Origin of the sequence: Aquirufa esocilacus (assembly GCF_042715595.1) — a bacterium.
Classification (GTDB): Bacteria; Bacteroidota; Bacteroidia; order Cytophagales; family Spirosomataceae; genus Aquirufa; species Aquirufa esocilacus.
Genome location: NZ_JBBKXX010000003.1, coordinates 86,653 through 102,768 on the forward strand (window position 1 = coordinate 86,653; position 16,116 = coordinate 102,768).

19 protein-coding genes are annotated in these 16,116 nt (G+C 42.4%); 9 read left to right on the forward strand and 10 right to left on the reverse strand.

Annotated elements, in window-relative coordinates:
• The first annotated feature begins 51 nt into the window (after positions 1-51).
• Complete coding sequence (locus SKC37_RS08935; protein WP_377981145.1) at positions 52-1,056, forward strand: glycosyltransferase family 2 protein; 1,005 nt, start codon at positions 52-54, stop codon at positions 1,054-1,056.
• Here the strand turns inward: SKC37_RS08935 and SKC37_RS08940 are convergent.
• The gene (locus SKC37_RS08940) at positions 1,053-1,274 is read right to left on the reverse strand and encodes a PspC domain-containing protein (RefSeq protein WP_223131421.1); all 222 of its coding nucleotides are present in this window, start codon (positions 1,272-1,274) and stop codon (positions 1,053-1,055) included. The genes SKC37_RS08935 and SKC37_RS08940 overlap by 4 nt on opposite strands.
• 211 nt (positions 1,275-1,485) lie before the next feature.
• On the opposite strand from SKC37_RS08940, the gene SKC37_RS08945 reads away from it, so the two are divergent.
• Positions 1,486-1,680, forward strand: a complete 195-nt coding sequence (locus SKC37_RS08945) for a cold-shock protein (protein WP_130895221.1) — start codon at positions 1,486-1,488, stop codon at positions 1,678-1,680.
• Between the two features lie 152 nt (positions 1,681-1,832).
• On the opposite strand, the gene lysS is transcribed toward SKC37_RS08945, so the two are convergent.
• On the reverse strand, positions 1,833-3,548 hold the full coding sequence (gene lysS / locus SKC37_RS08950) for a lysine--tRNA ligase (RefSeq protein ID WP_377981146.1): 1,716 nt from the start codon (positions 3,546-3,548) through the stop codon (positions 1,833-1,835).
• Between the two features lie 145 nt (positions 3,549-3,693).
• Between lysS and SKC37_RS08955 the strand changes: the two genes are divergently transcribed.
• Entirely contained in the window at positions 3,694-5,175 is a 1,482-nt protein-coding gene (locus tag SKC37_RS08955) for a Do family serine endopeptidase (RefSeq protein ID WP_377981147.1), read from the forward strand.
• A 204-nt stretch (positions 5,176-5,379) separates the two neighbouring features.
• On the opposite strand, the gene SKC37_RS08960 is transcribed toward SKC37_RS08955, so the two are convergent.
• Positions 5,380-6,363, reverse strand: a complete 984-nt coding sequence (locus SKC37_RS08960) for a pyruvate dehydrogenase complex E1 component subunit beta (RefSeq protein WP_377981148.1) — start codon at positions 6,361-6,363, stop codon at positions 5,380-5,382.
• A 111-nt stretch (positions 6,364-6,474) separates the two neighbouring features.
• On the opposite strand from SKC37_RS08960, the gene aroB reads away from it, so the two are divergent.
• A complete protein-coding gene (aroB, locus tag SKC37_RS08965; RefSeq protein ID WP_377981149.1) occupies positions 6,475-7,503 on the forward strand; it encodes a 3-dehydroquinate synthase in 1,029 nt (342 codons plus the stop codon).
• Positions 7,504-7,514: 11 nt separating this feature from the next.
• On the opposite strand, the gene gatC is transcribed toward aroB, so the two are convergent.
• Genes gatC through SKC37_RS08985 form a run of 4 tightly spaced genes read right to left on the reverse strand, consistent with a single transcriptional unit; the run spans position 7,515 to position 9,860 of the window.
• A complete protein-coding gene (gene gatC / locus SKC37_RS08970) occupies positions 7,515-7,802 on the reverse strand; it encodes an Asp-tRNA(Asn)/Glu-tRNA(Gln) amidotransferase subunit GatC (RefSeq protein ID WP_377981150.1) in 288 nt (95 codons plus the stop codon).
• A complete protein-coding gene (locus SKC37_RS08975; RefSeq protein ID WP_377981151.1) occupies positions 7,792-7,974 on the reverse strand; it encodes a hypothetical protein in 183 nt (60 codons plus the stop codon). Before SKC37_RS08975 ends, gatC begins: the two co-directional genes overlap by 11 nt.
• A 6-nt stretch (positions 7,975-7,980) precedes the next feature.
• A complete protein-coding gene (gltX, locus tag SKC37_RS08980; RefSeq protein ID WP_377981152.1) occupies positions 7,981-9,483 on the reverse strand; it encodes a glutamate--tRNA ligase in 1,503 nt (500 codons plus the stop codon).
• Between the two features lie 5 nt (positions 9,484-9,488).
• The gene (locus SKC37_RS08985; RefSeq protein ID WP_223131413.1) at positions 9,489-9,860 is read right to left on the reverse strand and encodes a RidA family protein; all 372 of its coding nucleotides are present in this window, start codon (positions 9,858-9,860) and stop codon (positions 9,489-9,491) included.
• 60 nt (positions 9,861-9,920) lie between these two features.
• On the opposite strand from SKC37_RS08985, the gene SKC37_RS08990 reads away from it, so the two are divergent.
• Positions 9,921-10,802, forward strand: coding sequence for a DMT family transporter (locus SKC37_RS08990; protein WP_377981153.1), 882 nt, complete (start codon positions 9,921-9,923; stop codon positions 10,800-10,802).
• A 17-nt stretch (positions 10,803-10,819) separates the two neighbouring features.
• The gene (locus SKC37_RS08995) at positions 10,820-11,026 is read left to right on the forward strand and encodes a hypothetical protein (protein ID WP_377981154.1); all 207 of its coding nucleotides are present in this window, start codon (positions 10,820-10,822) and stop codon (positions 11,024-11,026) included.
• 88 nt (positions 11,027-11,114) lie between these two features.
• Here SKC37_RS08995 and SKC37_RS09000 read toward each other — a convergent pair whose 3' ends face one another.
• Positions 11,115-12,209 carry a chorismate mutase gene (locus SKC37_RS09000; protein WP_377979394.1) on the reverse strand — a complete coding sequence of 365 codons (1,095 nt, stop codon included), beginning with the start codon at positions 12,207-12,209 and terminating at the stop codon, positions 11,115-11,117.
• Positions 12,210-12,315: 106 nt separating this feature from the next.
• On the opposite strand from SKC37_RS09000, the gene SKC37_RS09005 reads away from it, so the two are divergent.
• From SKC37_RS09005 to SKC37_RS09015, 3 genes are read left to right on the forward strand one after another with little or no spacing between them, the layout of a single operon-like run.
• Positions 12,316-13,515, forward strand: a complete 1,200-nt coding sequence (locus SKC37_RS09005) for a proline dehydrogenase family protein (RefSeq protein ID WP_377981155.1) — start codon at positions 12,316-12,318, stop codon at positions 13,513-13,515.
• Positions 13,512-14,090, forward strand: a complete 579-nt coding sequence (locus tag SKC37_RS09010) for a lipoprotein signal peptidase (RefSeq protein WP_377981156.1) — start codon at positions 13,512-13,514, stop codon at positions 14,088-14,090. The genes SKC37_RS09005 and SKC37_RS09010 overlap by 4 nt, the downstream gene beginning before the upstream one ends.
• Before the next feature lie 2 nt (positions 14,091-14,092).
• The gene (locus SKC37_RS09015) at positions 14,093-14,824 is read left to right on the forward strand and encodes a sulfite exporter TauE/SafE family protein (protein ID WP_377981157.1); all 732 of its coding nucleotides are present in this window, start codon (positions 14,093-14,095) and stop codon (positions 14,822-14,824) included.
• Between the two features lie 50 nt (positions 14,825-14,874).
• Here the strand turns inward: SKC37_RS09015 and SKC37_RS09020 are convergent, their stop codons facing one another.
• The gene (locus SKC37_RS09020; RefSeq protein ID WP_377981158.1) at positions 14,875-15,483 is read right to left on the reverse strand and encodes an OmpH/Skp family outer membrane protein; all 609 of its coding nucleotides are present in this window, start codon (positions 15,481-15,483) and stop codon (positions 14,875-14,877) included.
• Positions 15,484-15,529: 46 nt separating this feature from the next.
• The gene (locus SKC37_RS09025) at positions 15,530-16,111 is read right to left on the reverse strand and encodes an OmpH/Skp family outer membrane protein (RefSeq protein WP_377981159.1); all 582 of its coding nucleotides are present in this window, start codon (positions 16,109-16,111) and stop codon (positions 15,530-15,532) included.
• Positions 16,112-16,116: the final 5 nt, after the last annotated feature.

A 16,116-nucleotide genomic window follows, 5' to 3' on the forward strand; every position in this document is an offset into this window, starting at 1 on the left:
CATCTTTCTGAAAGAAATTCTAATTTGATTGATTTCGACTACCTTTGTGCCATGCCTGTTGCTGTCGTCATCTTGAATTATAATGGTCGGAAATTCTTAGCCGACTTCTTGCCTATTGTCCTTAAGAATACCCAGGATGCAGCGATTTATGTAGCAGACAATGGATCTTCCGACGATTCTTTGGCCTTATTAGCGGCTGATTTCCCCAGTGTTTCCGTCCTTTCATGGGCTGAAAATCTTGGCTACGCGGGCGGCTATAATTTTGCATTGGGCCAAATAAAAGCGGACTATTTCGTGCTAATGAATTCTGATATTGCGCCACGCAAGAATTGGTTACAACCTTTAGTGGCCTATTTCAAAGCCAATCCTTTAGTTGCCGCGGCGCAGCCATTTCTACTAGACTTTCAAAAACCAGCGTATTTTGAATACGCAGGAGCAGCGGGAGGATTTTGGGATTCCTATGGTTACCCTTTCTGCCGTGGTCGCTTATTCGATACACTAGAAAAAAGTGAAGGTCAATATACTACCTCCATCGTCAACTGGGCTACAGGTGCCTGCTTAATGGTCCGAGCTGAAGTTTTTCACTTAGTAGGAGGATTAGACGCTTACCTTTTTGCTCACATGGAAGAAATCGACCTATGCTGGCGCATGCAAAGAGCAGGATATTCCATCGCAGCCGTGGCAGAAAGTGAAGTATTACACGTAGGTGGTGGGACGTTAAACAAAGAAAATCCATTCAAAACCTACTTGAATTTCCGCAATAACTTGATTTTGCTCTATAAAAACCTAGAACCATCTTTACGTTTTAAGACTATTTTCATCCGAATGATCTTAGACGGAATCGCGGGAATTAAATTTTTAACAGAGGGAAAATTCAGTTCCTTTTTAGCGATCCTAAAGGCCCATTATGGCTTCTATCACTATATGTTCTTCGTAAATAACAAGCAGAATCTATCTCCAGCGTTGCAAAAAAACTGGGTAAAAAGTTTTGATGGCAGCATTTTGAATGCCTATTTCTTACAAGGCAAAAAGAAATTCAATCAAATCAAATTTTAGATATCCCAGACACTAGGGTTATTTCTTTGACGTAAATAGCGACGGATATTCATCCAGAAAGCTAAGATCAAATAAATAATGACCGGGGATCCCATCGTGATAAATGAGGTGTAGATAAAGTACAATCGAATGCTACTCGTGGAAATATTTAACTTCTCTCCTAAGCGAGTGCACACGCCAAATGCCTGATTCTCAACAAAAAATTTAAGCTTTTCCATAGGTTACTGATTGAACAAACAAATTTAGTCATTTTTAAACGCAAATGATGGCAACTTAAAATAGTTACATGTTTTATTGTAATAATATAAATATATTTTAAAATAATCGAATTATTATTTTAAAAGTCTTGCATACAATTGTTTTTTTTCTACATTTGAGAGCTTGAAAGACTTTCGTCTGGATGGCATTAATATTTTTAACATTTTTTTTATGCAAACTGGTAAAGTAAAATTTTTCAACGAGACGAAAGGTTTCGGATTCATCGTTGACGATCAAACAGGTGAAGACATTTTCGTACACGTAACTGGCCTTTCAGGTGTTACTATCCGCGAAAATGATTCAGTATCTTATGAAGTTACTGATGGAAAGCGTGGAGCAAACGCTATCAACGTAAAGAAAATCTAATTTTTCTTTCGTTTTTTTGATTAGAGAAAATCTTTATTTACAATATATATTTAGGCTTGACCTACAAAAATTGCAACATTGATCTCTAGTTAAAGAGAAATAAAAAAGCCTTCTTAACGGAAGGCTTTTTTTTATGCATATAAGTGAAGCGATTATCCTTGAATCCAAGCAGTCACTTCATCTTTCGTCGGCATCGCCGCATCAATCTTCAATTTCTTGCGCATTCCACCTAAGTCATTAAATACTTTGTTCGGGTTTGCAGCGTCCAAGGCTTCTAATGTTAAGATACCCATCTTTTGTAAGGCAGGGATCCATACTTCAGAAATACCTCTTTCAGCAAAAGCTGATTCAGAATCAACTTCTTTCACTACTTCTGCACGCATTTGAGGGAAGAATAATACCTCCTGGATAGAGGATTGATTCGTCATCAACATCGTTAAGCGGTCAATACCAATACCAATACCAGAGGTAGGAGGCATCGCATATTCAAGTGAACGAATGAAATCGTGATCCATCGCCATCGCTTCATCGTCTCCGCGCTCCGCTAAGGCTAATTGATCTTCGAAACGTTCTTTTTGATCGATTGGATCATTTAATTCAGAGTAAGCATTCGCGATTTCTTTCCCGTTTACGAATAACTCGAAACGCTCTACTAAACCCTCTTTCGAGCGGTGCTTCTTCGTTAGAGGGGACATTTCTACCGGATAATCGGTGATAAAGGTAGGCTGAATCAAATTCGCTTCTACTTTCTCGCCAAATAACTCGTCGATTAATTTCCCTTTGCCCATTCCCTTATCTACTTCCATTCCGAACTCCACACACTTCGCGCGTAACTCATCTTCAGACAATGCATCCACATCTACTCCAGAGTACTGCAAAATAGCACCTGAGATAGTTAAACGAGGATAAGGTCCTGCAAATTCAATTTCGTTCTCCCCTACCGCGATTTTGGTTTTCCCATGTAAACGAGAGGCAACCGTTTCGAAGATTAACTCCGTCAAGTTCATCATCCAGTTGTAATCCTTGTAGGCTACATAGAATTCCAACGAGGTAAATTCTGGGTTGTGTGTGCGGTCCATTCCTTCATTACGGAACATTTTACCGAACTCATAAACGCCATCAAATCCACCTACGATTAGGCGCTTCAGATATAATTCATTTGCGATACGCAAATAAAGAGGCATATCTAAGGTATTGTGGTGGGTCTTGAACGGACGAGCCGAAGCACCGCCGTGTACCGCTTGCAATACCGGTGTTTCCACCTCTAACCAACCACGTTCGTCAAACATCGCACGCATCGTCGAGATGATCTTCGCACGCTTGATGAAGATGTCTTTTACAGATGGGTTAACAATTAAATCAACGTAACGCTGTCTGTAACGCATTTCTGGATCAGAAAAGGCGTCGTAAGTTTGGCCATCTGCTTCTTTAACGACAGGAAGTGGCTTTAGGGCTTTGGAGAGAATCGTAAACTCACGTACGTGAACGGAGATTTCTCCCATCTGCGTCGTGAAAACATATCCTTTTACGCCGATGATGTCACCGATGTCTAGTAACTTTTTAAATACCGTATTGTACAAGGTTTTATCCTCGCCCGGACATAAGTCGTCGCGGCGGAAGTACAATTGAATGCGGCCATTCGCGTCCTGAAGTTCCGCAAAAGAGGCATTTCCCATAATACGGAAGCCCATTAAGCGACCAGCTAATACCACGTCTTGGAATTTTCCAGACTCCGGTTTGAATTCTGCCAAAATCTGATCAGAATAAACATTCACCGGGTATTCCTGTGCAGGATAAGGATCAATTCCCATCGCCAATAATTCTTGGCGCTTTTGTCTCCTCAATAATTCTTGCTCACTTAAAATCATTTGAACGTGTTTTTACGAATGAACCACAAAATTAGCCATTTCCTTTGGGATTTAAAACTCTTAAAACTTGTTAATGAGGTTGTGCGAGGCGAATTTTCAATTAAATTCGTAGCAGTTATTTTTAATTTAAATCAAAAAAATAAAAATGAATAATCAGCTTAAGTCGTATGCAATCATCGCATTAATGTCCAGTGGAGTCACTTTAGGTGCCTATTCTCTTTTTAATTTAGGAAACTCATCCGGATTCTCGGATGCACCCTCCGCTTTCACTACTTCCGTATCTAATCAAAACGTCCCTGGAAATCCAGGCGAGTTCACGTATGCAGCAGAAAAAACAACACCTGCTGTGGTGCATATTAAGATGAAGATGGAAGTCCGCCAAAGACAACAACAATTCTCGAGTCCTTTCGATGACTTCTTTGGTTTTGGTGATCCATTCGGTGGTGGCGGTGGTCGAAGACAACAGCAACAACCACAGGAAGCGTCTGGCTCTGGGGTAATCATCTCAGCAGACGGTTATATTGTTACTAATAACCACGTAGTGGCTGAAGCCTCTGAAGTAACTGTTATCTTAAATGACAAGCGCGAATACAAGGCCAAAGTCATTTCAACGGATCCATCCTCGGATTTAGCAGTCATTCAAATCAAGGAAACGAATTTGCCTTTCTTAACTTTTGGCGATTCAGACGCCCTTCGCGTGGGTGAGTGGGTATTAGCCGTGGGTAATCCATTCAATTTAGAGTCAACGGTTACAGCAGGTATCGTTTCTGCCAAAGGTCGCCAAAACATCATCGACCGCGATAGCCCAGACGTTAATCCATTAGAGTCCTTCATCCAAACGGATGCTGCCGTAAATCCGGGCAACTCTGGAGGGGCTTTGGTGAACTTAAAAGGAGAATTAATCGGTATCAATACCGCCATCTATTCTCGTACAGGTCAATTCGCCGGCTACTCTTTCGCCGTTCCAGTGAGCATCGTGAAGAAAGTATCAGGTGACTTAATCAAATACGGTAACGTTCAGCGCGGTTTCTTAGGAGTTCAAATCTCTGAGGTGAATGCCAAATTAGCGGACGAAAAAGACCTTAAAACAAGTGCTGGTGTGTACGTGGGTGGTTTCTCTGAAAACTCAGCTGCGAAAGATGCAGGTATCAAAATCAACGACGTGATCGTGAAGATCGATGGATCTGAGACTAAATCATCAGCTAAATTGATGGAAATCGTTAGCCGCAAGCGTCCAGGTGAGGCTATTCAAGTAACCGTTAACCGCGATGGCGCTACAAAAGAATTCAAGGTTACCTTAAAGAACAAAGACGGCAACACCGAAATCGTGAAAGGCGATAATTCTCCTGAATCAGCGAAATCAGAATTCTTAGGCGCTAAGTTTGCGAGCTTGACTCCTGCTGAGATGAAGAAATTCGGAGTTAGTTCTGGTGTGAAGATCGCCGAAGTATTACCGGATGGCCGTCTTGAAATGTATGGACTTGCAAAAGGTTCTGTCATCACTAAGATCAACGACCGCGCAATAAACAGCCCTAAGGAGGCCGTTGAGGCTTTGGAATCCAGAAAAGGACGCATTAAGCTGGAGGGTGTGGATGTGGATGGGTCGAGGTTTATTTATGTGCTGTAATCCGAAGTCCGGAGGGAATTAGTCCGAAGTCCAGAGGGAGGTAGTCCATAGTTTAGACTCTTTCCCTCCGGACTCGTTCCATTCGGACTCGTTCCATTCGGACTCTTTCCCTCCGGACTCGTTCCATTCGGACTCGTTCCCTCCGGACTAAAAAAAGCCAGCGCTTCTTCCGAAACGCTGGCTTTTTTTATGCACTGAAGAAGATTACTTCTTATAAGTTACTGTTTTAACCGCTTGGATCGTACGCTCGATGCTTGGAAGAATTTCTTCGATCAAGGTAGGTGCGTATGGAAGTGGTAAGTCACGTGAGTTTACGCGAACAACTGGCGCATCTAAGTAATCAAATGCCCAACGTTGTAAGTGATATGCGATCTCAGATGAAATTGCAGATAATGGATTCGCCTCTTCTACTACAACGCAACGATTCGTTTTCTTAACTGATTCTACCACAGTGATATAATCAATTGGACGAACAGAACGTAAGTCGATTACTTCGCAAGAGATTCCTTGCTTCTCTAATTCCTCTACCGCTGGCATCACCACGCGAGAAAGCATTTTACCAAAAGTTACGATTGTTACCGCTGAACCTGGCTTTACGATGTTCGCTTTACCGATTGGGATTAAGTATTCGCCATCTGGTACTAAACCTTTGTCACCGTACATTACTTCTGATTCCATGAAGATCACCGGATCGTTATCACGAATCGCTGATTTCATTAAACCTTTCGCATCTGCTGGATTCGAAGGAACGACTACTTTTAAGCCTGGAGTGTTTGCAAACCAGTTCTCGAAGTTAGACGAGTGTTGAGAAGATAATTGGCCAGCATTTCCCGTAGGTCCACGGAAAACGATAGGGCAAGAATATTGTCCACCGGACATAGACATCAATTTAGCAGCAGAGTTGATGATTTGGTCAATCGCTACTAAAGAGAAGTTAAAGGTCATAAATTCAACGATTGGGCGAAGGCCATTCGCAGAAGCACCTACGGCAATACCACCAAAACCTAATTCAGCAATCGGCGTATCAATGACGCGCTCCGGACCGAATTCGTCTAACATTCCTTGGGAAACTTTGTAGGCTCCATTGTATTCCGCCACTTCCTCACCCATTAAAAAAACAGATGCATCACGACGCATTTCCTCTGACATCGCCTCACGTAAGGCTTCTCTAAACTGAATTTCTCTCATAAAAAAATGTAAATCTTGTGGGATTAACAAGCGGGTACAAAATTAGGCAAAAAATAGTCCATTTTCACAAAATCATGGTAATTTTGAGGAATCCATTGAAGAAAAAATCCTATGTCAGTAGAAATCGCAGCTATTTCAAATTCTTTGCCGGCTTTTTTGAGCCAAAATTCCTACTTGCAAATAGCGGTTCTGGTAGACGAGCAAACTTCAAAACATTGCCTTCCATTGATTCAAGCCTATTTACCTAAGAATTTTATCAAGATTCAAATCAAATCAGGGGAGAATAATAAACACCTGGGCACTTGTGAAAGGGTTTGGGAAGCGATGACAAAAGCCAATATGGACCGCCACGGCCTATTGATTAATTTAGGTGGTGGGGTAATTGGAGATTTGGGAGGATTCTGTGCTTCTACTTATAAGCGAGGAATCGACTTTATTCAGATACCTACGACCTTATTAGCTCAAGTAGATGCAAGTGTGGGCGGAAAATTAGGAGTTGATTTTCAGGGATTAAAGAACCACATTGGGGTATTTAATTTACCCAAAACGGTATTGATTGACCCTACTTTCATACAAACATTACCTGCGGCTCAAAAGCTTTCAGGTTATGCTGAAATCATCAAACATTGCCTGATTCGCGATACGGAGAAATGGGAGCAAATTAGCCACACCGATTTCTCGGAAGTTGATTTCGCCAGTCTTATTGAACATTCCGTTAAAATCAAAAAGGCAGTGGTGGCTGAAGATCCGACTGAAAAAGGATTACGCAAGATCTTGAATTGGGGACATACCTTAGGTCATGCGGTGGAAACCTTCTTACTAGACCAAGGAAAGCGAAAGATTTTACATGGCGAAGCCATAGCTGTGGGGATGATCATGGAGGCATTTTTAGCCTATCAACGCGGATTGATTAGCTCGGAAGAACTGGGTGACATCGAAGTTTACTTGTTTGAGACGTATGGAAAAGTAGCACTAAAAACTTCTGAGATTCCAGCCATTATCGCCTTAACGCTACAAGATAAGAAGAACAAAGGTGGAGAAGTACGCTTCTCGCTATTAACAGGTATTGGAGATTGCGGCTATGATATTCCGGTGAGCAAATCGGAAATGAAGAAAGCTATTGAATACTATATCGGCTAGTTGATTGATTATTATTCGATTACTTGCGGCACCTTGAAATAGGTATCGTTTGTATCTGGGCCTAAGGCCAGGGCTTGGGCACGATCTAACGTAACCTTTCCTTCGTCTTCACGGAAATGATTTAAGGCAGACGTCATATGGACCAAAGGCTCCACGGACGACGTATCCACCGAATTGAGGGCTTCCATCCAGACTAACACCTTGTTAATCGAATCTTGCATCTCCTCTAGTTTAGAATCGGGCATCTCTAATCGAGCCAAATGCGCGATTTTCTTCACATCCTCTTGACTAACCTTCATTTTCTTTCGATTTTAATTTTTTATCCTCGGGCATATGCTTGTCCAAAAAGGCATTTAAACGATCACGATCCAAAGTGGACGTGATGGTCCCTAATGAATCGATATTCATTTCAAATCCCGCTAATTCTGGATGAACGGTGGGTAATTCCTTCTTTTTGTCCTTTTTAGCCATGTTCTTTTATAGTGCAGGGAATTTTGCCAAAGCCGTAGCCAATCGCTCGATCACCTCCGCTTTACCCCATAATTGCATCGAAATCATCAAATCTGGACCTGCTCCATTTCCACTCAAGGCAACGCGCAAAATCTGCATCACTTTGCCCATCTTAATTCCATTCGCCTCTAATACCTCGTGAATCGCGTGTTTGATGCCTTCCGGCTCCCACGAATCTACGCTAGGCAAAGCTTGTGAAATAAATTGTAAACCAGACGCCGCATCAGCATTCCACTTCGAAGCCATAACAGCTTCATCATAAATCGCTGGACGCGCTTGAAACTCTGCCACTTTTACCGCTAATTCTTGTGGGAACGTAATACGATCCAAGAATAATTGAACAAAAGACAAACCTTGATCTGCAGGCAAGTTAGGCAAATAATCTGCCGCTAAAGCTGCTGGATCTTGTTGCTTAATGTATTGCTCATTAAACCATTGGGCTTTTTTTACATCGAACTTCGCGCCTGCTTTGTTAATACGCTCTAAAGAAAAAGCATCTGCTAGTTCTGTCAAACTAAACATCTCTTGCTCTGTGCCTGGATTCCAGCCTAAGAAAGCCAAGAAATTCAAGGTGGCTTCCTTCAGGTAGCCTTCCTGCTTAAATCCTTTAGAAACCGCACCCGTTGCTGGATCCGTCCATTCCATAGGGAATACGGGGAAACCACCTAAATCCGCGTCTCTTTTGGACAACTTACCATTCCCCCCTGGTTTTAATAATAGAGGTAAATGAGCAAACTGAGGTGCTTTCCAACCGAAAGCTTGGTACAATAAAATATGCAATGGCGCTGATGGCAACCATTCTTCACCACGGATCACGTGGGTAATTTCCATTATGTGATCATCCACCACGTTCGCCAAATGGTAGGTAGGCATACCGTCCGACTTCATCAAGACTTTGTCATCAATGCTGGACGTGTGCACGTGAACCCAATCGCGAATGCTGTCTTGGAAACGCACCTCCCCTTTCGCTGGAACTTTCAAACGAATGACGTAAGGTGTTCCGGAAGCGATCAAATCCTCCACCTCAGCCGGAGCCAATGCAATCGAATTTTTCAACTTCACACGTGTTAATGAATTGTACTGAAAGGCAGAACCTTGGCTCTCAAAACTAGCGCGCATCGCGTCTAATTCTTCTGAGGTGTCAAAGGCGTAATACGCTTTGCCATCTGCTAATAATTGATCAGCATAGGCCTTGTAGAGGTCTTTGCGTTCGCTTTGGCGGTAGGGTTCATGTGGTCCACCCACGCCTACACCCTCGTCAGGACTGATGCCTAACCAAGCTAAGCTTTCTAAAATATAGTTTTCCGCACCCGGCACAAAACGCGCTTGGTCGGTATCTTCGATACGTAACAAGAATTTACCACCCATTTTGCGGGCAAACAGGTAATTATATAAAGCGGTTCTCACCCCTCCGATATGGAGTGGTCCTGTAGGACTGGGCGCAAAGCGAACACGTACTGAATCAGACATAGTTATTATTTATAGGCAATACACGAAATCTCCACACGCACATCCTTAGGCAAGCGTGCCACCTCTACCGTCTCTCTAGCGGGAGGATTTTGAACGAAATAACGACCGTATACTTCATTGATTTGGCCAAAATGACCCATATCCTTCACGAAAATGGAACATTTCACCACGTGATCGAACGTATAGCCCGCCGCCGTCAAAATATGTTGCAAATTCAACATCACTTGATTCGTCTCTTCTTCGATCGATCCACCTGCCTCGAAAACGGACAATGCAATCTGACCAGATACATAAAGCGTGTTGTTCACCTCAACTGCCTGGGAATAAGGTCCGATGGGAGCAGGTGCTTCAGGAGATAAAATTATTTTTTTTGTCATACCTTTGAAATGAAATGCAAGTTACCAAAATTTGAGCTAATCCTCGAAATTTAAATATAGATGTTGAAACGAATTTACTCCAATAAAGGGGTCTTTTTCATGTTGCTCTCCTCCCTTTGTTTCGCAATTATGTCCGCGATCGCCAAAGAAATGAGCCACACATTCAGCTCCATCCAACTCGTCTTTTTTCGAAGTGCCGTAGGATTACCTTTCTTATTAACGAGCCTATACCGAAAACCGGCCGTTCAAGCAGGCGGCAAACTCTATTTCATCATCCTACGAGGACTTTTAGGTGCCTTTACCTTGTATTGTCTCTTCTACACGCTGGAACACCTCGGTTTGTCCTTAACGAACACCTATGGCCAGGCATTCCCGCTTTTCATCGCGGTTTTTAGCTTCTTTTTATTGCCAAATGAGGGACTTTCCAGCAAACAAGTATTATTTCTGCTGATCGGCTTCTTTGGCATCTTGCTCATTTTCCAACCCGGCAGCGGTGGATCTCTTTGGCATCACAGTACCGGAATCATCTACGCAATGGGTACGGCTTTAGGCTATTTAGCGATCAAAGAGGCCCAAAAGTATTATGACTCCCGCTGGGTCGTCGTTTCCTTTATGGGGGCTGGATTAATCGCTTCGACCATTTCCCTTTTAACGGGAACACTAGGTGGTTTTGAAAACAGCTTCGTGACGGGTGTTTGGGTGCAGCCATCCATCGCCGAATGGATCTGGGCCTTAGTGATGGGTCTTTTAGCTTTAGGCGTTCAATACTTTACCACGCAGGCGCTATTAAACGAAAAAGCCAGTGTAGTAGGCGTAGTGGGAAATAGCGCGGTTATCTTTTCAATTGCGATCGAGGTGGTGCTAGGCCACGGATTACCAGATTTGCTGACATTTCTGGGAATGGGGCTGATTGTGTGGGCGGGGTGGAAGATTAGTCGCTAGTCTTTAGTCCGGAGGGATTGAGTCCGGAGGGAATGAGTCCGGAGGGATTGAGTCCGGAGGGAATGAGTCCGGAGGGAATGAGTCCGGAGGGATTGAGTCCGGAGGGATTGAGTCCGGAGGGATTGAGTCCGGAGGGATTGAGTCCGGAGGGACATTTCATGAATGCATCCGCTTCGCGGATTCAATCTTCATACTTTATTCTTTGTGCTTTATACTTTAAATAAATTAAGCTTTAAACAAAAAATGGGACCTTTTAAGGGCCCCATTTTTAATAAAATCCTCCGGACTCATTTCCTCCGGACTTCGGACTAATTATGCTGTCGCATTATTCATCACTTCCGTTTGCTTACGGATAGACTCTAAGTGAACTAATTTGAATAGTTCTTCTACGAATTCTGGATATAAAGCTAAACCTTTCGCTTGGTTTGCACGGTCGTTGTGTAATTGCTTCCAACGATCTAATTGCAATACCGCTACGTTGTTATCACGCTTGTATTCACCTAATTTCTCTACAACTGACATACGAGCAGCAAGAACTTCTAACAATTCGCGGTCGATGTTGTCGATTTTCTCACGAAGACCTGCTAATTCATCAGAGAAGTCAGCGCCGTAGCTCGCGTTGCGAACTTCTAGGTCACGTAACATTTCGCCTAATTTCTCAGGAGTCACTTGTTGTGAAGCATCTGACCAAGCTGCATCTGGATCGCGGTGAGTTTCGATGATCATACCATCGTAGTTCAAATCCAAAATACGTTGAGACAATTCCATCAATAACGCACGCTTACCAGCCATGTGAGATGGGTCACCGATCAAAGGCATTTGAGGGAACAAACGCTTCAATTCAACCGCCATCGCCCACATAGGAGAGTTACGGTACTTTGTTTCTTGTGCATTCGAGAAACCACGGTGGATAGCACCTAATTTCTTGATACCTGATCCTTGAAGACGCTCAAAAGCACCTACCCAAAGAGCTAAATCTGGATTCACTGGATTCTTTACTAATACAGGAACGTCTACTCCTTTCAAAGCATCCGCTAAATCTTGTACGTTAAACGGGTTAACCGTTGTACGAGCACCAATCCATAAAACATCAACGCCGTATTTCAAGGCTAATTCGATGTGCTCTGGAGTAGCTACTTCAATCGCTAAAGGTAATCCTGTTTCTTTCTTTGCTTCTACTAACCATTTCAAAGCTGGTTCTCCCATCCCTTCAAAACTGCCTGGACGTGTACGAGGTTTCCAAACACCCGCTCTCATAATGTGAGCATAACCCTCCGCTTTGATACGGCGAGCGGTTTCTAATACTTGCTCTTCTGTCTCAGCTGAACAGGGACCCGCGATAATCAAGGGTTTGCCGTTCGTCTGAATCCAGTCCTGCATCGGTACAATGTCTAAATTGGCATTCATAATAATCTGACGGTTAACGAGGACTTTCGCCCCCTATTGATTTGTTTATTTATTTCTTAAGCAATCGATAATAATTCACTTATATTTGCAACAATTTTTCGCACAAATGACAAAAAAATCATCAACATCATCCTCTGCAAGTTTATCTTTTGAGGATACTAAAATAGCCTTTGCATCGAAAGACAATTTTCAGTTGAAGAAGTCCTATTGGATTTTCGCCACAATGAACCAAAATTGGCTAGTAAATTTAGGTACTTTTTTCATCAAATTATTCCTTTTCCTGCATTTTCCGGTTAAAAAAGTCATAAAAAGTACCATTTTTGCTCAATTTTGTGGTGGAGAAACCATAGATGGCTGTGAATCAACGATTCAAGAACTCGAAAAAGCAAAAATCGGGACTATTTTGGATTACTCAGTAGAGGGGGAAGAAAGCGAAAAATCGTTCCAAAATACCAAGGAGGAAATCCTAAAAACCATCCGTAAATCGGCCGAAAATCCGGCCATTCCCTTTGCCGTTTTCAAGGTGACGGGGATCTTTAAGGCAGAGCTTTTGGAAAAAGCCCAAACCGAAACAGAATTAACAGAAGAAGAGCAGGAATTATTCGATCATAGCAAGGACCTATTGATGGAGATTTGCGATCTAGCACACGCATTAAAGGTTCGCCTTTTCATCGATGCAGAAGAAAGCTGGATCCAGACAACGATCGACCAATTGACCTATGAAATGATGGCAAAATACAATCAAGAGACAGCCATCATTTACAACACGTTCCAAATGTACCGCCACGATATGCTAGCGAACCTAAAAGAGGCTATCGCAGCGGCGGAGGAAAAGAATTATTTCTTAGGAGTGAAATTAGTGCGCGGGGCTTATTTGGAAAAAGAACGCCAAAAAGCACATGAGGATGAGTATTCTGAGCCTTTACATGTTTGCAAGGAGGATACAGACCGCGATTATGATTTAGGCGTTGAATTGTGTTTAAAACAGGTAGAACGCGTACATTTCTGCATGGGAACCCACAACGAGGCGAGCTGTTTGCGACTTTGTGATGCCATGAATGCCTTACAAATCCCAAGCAATCACCCGAATATCTATTTTGCGCAATTATTAGGCATGTCAGATAACATCTCTTATAATTTAGCTGCCTCAGGCTATAATGTAGCTAAATACGTACCTTACGGCCCAGTAGATGCTGTAATGCCGTATCTATTCCGCAGAGCAGAGGAGAATAGCTCGATCGCTGGACAAACTTCCCGCGAATTTGCCCTATTACAAAAAGAAGTAAACCGCCGAAACAACGCATGAAAAATTACCGCTATTTCTTATTAAGCATCTTGATTATTGCCCTAGATCAGGGGATTAAAATAGCGGTTCATACGTGGATGGAACCGGGTTATTTTGGCCAAATTCCACTGATTGGAGACTTTTTTAAATTACACTATACCTTGAATCCGGGAATGGCCTTTGGGATTCAGATTGGTTCTATTTGGGGCAAACTCATGTTAACTAGCTTCCGAATTGTGGCCATGTTTGGGATTGGTTATTACCTGCATTCCTTGACAGTTAAAAATAGTCCTACAGGCTTATTGATTTCTGTCGCCTTGATTTTAGGGGGCGCCATAGGCAACTTGATTGATTCTGTTTTCTATGGGGTTTGGTTTAATAATGCACCAGCAGGCGCACCCATGAGCTGGTTCCATGGCCAAGTGATTGATATGTTTTTTGCGGATTTTTATGAGGGCACTTTGCCGTCTTGGATTCCTCTTTGGGGTGGGTCGTATTATTCCACGCCTATCTTTAATTTCGCTGATGCCGCCATCTTTTGCGGAGTAATGGCTATCTTGTTTTTCCAAAACAAGTTTCTCCTAAAAGACGAATAGACATGAACCAAGGCTTTTATCTCTTCTTTTTATTAGCCTTGTTAGCGGAGATCATTGGAACGATCAGCGGCTTCGGTTCCTCTATCCTATTCGTTCCTTTGGCATCCATTTTCATTGATTTCAAATTAGTCTTAGGCATCACAGCCGTTTTCCATGTGTTCAGCAATCTCTCGAAGATTTTTTTATTCCAAAAAGGGATAGATAAAACCATCGCCCTGAAACTAGGCATCCCTGCCGTACTCTTTGTCATTCTAGGGGCTTATTTAACTTCCATTATTCCCTTAAAAGAGATCGAATTAAGCATGAACCTCATCATCCTAGGTTTAACCCTATTCTTGATCTCAGGCGCAGGAAAAAAGATCAAACAGAGTAATTTCAATTTATACACGGGTGGTGTGATTTCAGGCTTTTTAGCTGGCTTAATCGGAACAGGTGGTGCGATTAGGGGAATTACTTTGGCGGCTTTTGGCCTAGAAAAAGACATCTTCATTGCCACATCTGCATTGATCGATTTAGGGGTAGATTCTAGCCGTGCGGTGGTGTATATCCTACAAGGTTACTTTACACAAGAACACCTTATACTGATTCCTTTTCTGATTGTTATCGCCATCTTAGGATCTTACCTAGGCAAAAGGATACTTACTTACATTCCAGAAAAATACTTTCATTACATCGTGCTGGGAGTAATCGGAACTATTTCCATCCTACAAACCATTCAGTATTTCAGAGCATAAAAAAAGCCCAATCGTTTCCGATCGGGCTTCCTGAATAAAGGCTGTAAGAATTACTTCTTAGGAGCTGCTGGTTTCGCTGCTGGCGCTGCTACTGGAGCCGCTGCCGCTGGAGCTGGAGCACCTGCTGCACGTGGAGTAATACCCATTTTCTTCAATACTAAGTCAGAGATATCTGCCTCAGCTGGGAAGTGCAATAACACTGGGTTAGCACCTGTACCTGGCTCGTAATTATTGAATACGAATGTATAGGCATTCTCGTTCGCTACTGCGTGCATGTTTTCTTCAATCTTCTTAACGATCGGTTGTAACAATTGCGCTTGCTTCTTTTGGATAGAAGTTTGTGCGTTTTGTTGGAACTCTTGGATCGAAGTTTGTAAGTTTTGTAATTCTTTCTCTTTGTCTTGCTTGATGATATCAGACGTGTTCGCTGGCATTTTCTCGTACACAGCAGCCTTATCTTGGAAATCTTTGATTTTCGCTTGAATCAATGTTTGGTATTGCTTCTCTGTGTTTTTCAAATCTTCCTCTACTTGCTTTGCCTCAGGCATTTGGCTATAGATTTTCTCTTGGTAGATGAATCCGATTTTTACTTGAGCCGTTGCAGGCAACGCAGCTAATCCGAAAAGTAGGCCTGCGGCCAAAATAAACTTGTTTTTCATGTGTATTGATAATTTGTTTGTGTTCTCTGTATTATTTAGGGTAAAATTAATTCTTTTTAGGACTTTTCTGCTCTTGCGCCTCCTCTTTCTTTGTTTTTTCTACCAAATTAGGATCTATCTCTAAGCCCAACTCCTCTAAAACATAGTCAGAATAGTCGTGAATAGGATTTGTGTACAATAAAACTAATCCATCGTTTGCCTTATCAAAGATGAAGTCTAAGCGTTTCGCTCTCACAACTTTTTCAATCGCTTTAGATATTTGGTCCAAAATCGATTTGTAAGCCGCTTGCTTCATTTTAAATAGCTCGCCCTCTGCTCCGAAAACTTGATTCTCAAAAGATTTCGCTTCCTTGCTCTTCGTTTGAATAGCTGCTAAACGCTGTTGCTTCAAATCTTCCGTTAACAAAAGCTCTTCCAGTTTGTACTCTTTCTCTAGCTTCTCTACGTCTTTTTTCTTCTTATCTACCTCGGCTAACCAAGTCTTGGTATTTTGATCAATTTGCTGCTGAACTTTGGCATACTCCGGCATCTTAGACGTGATAAACTCCGTATCTACATACCCAAACTTCTGCGCAAAACTTGAACTTGCAAATAATAGAATACCCAAAAATGCTAGTAAAAACCGCATCACAA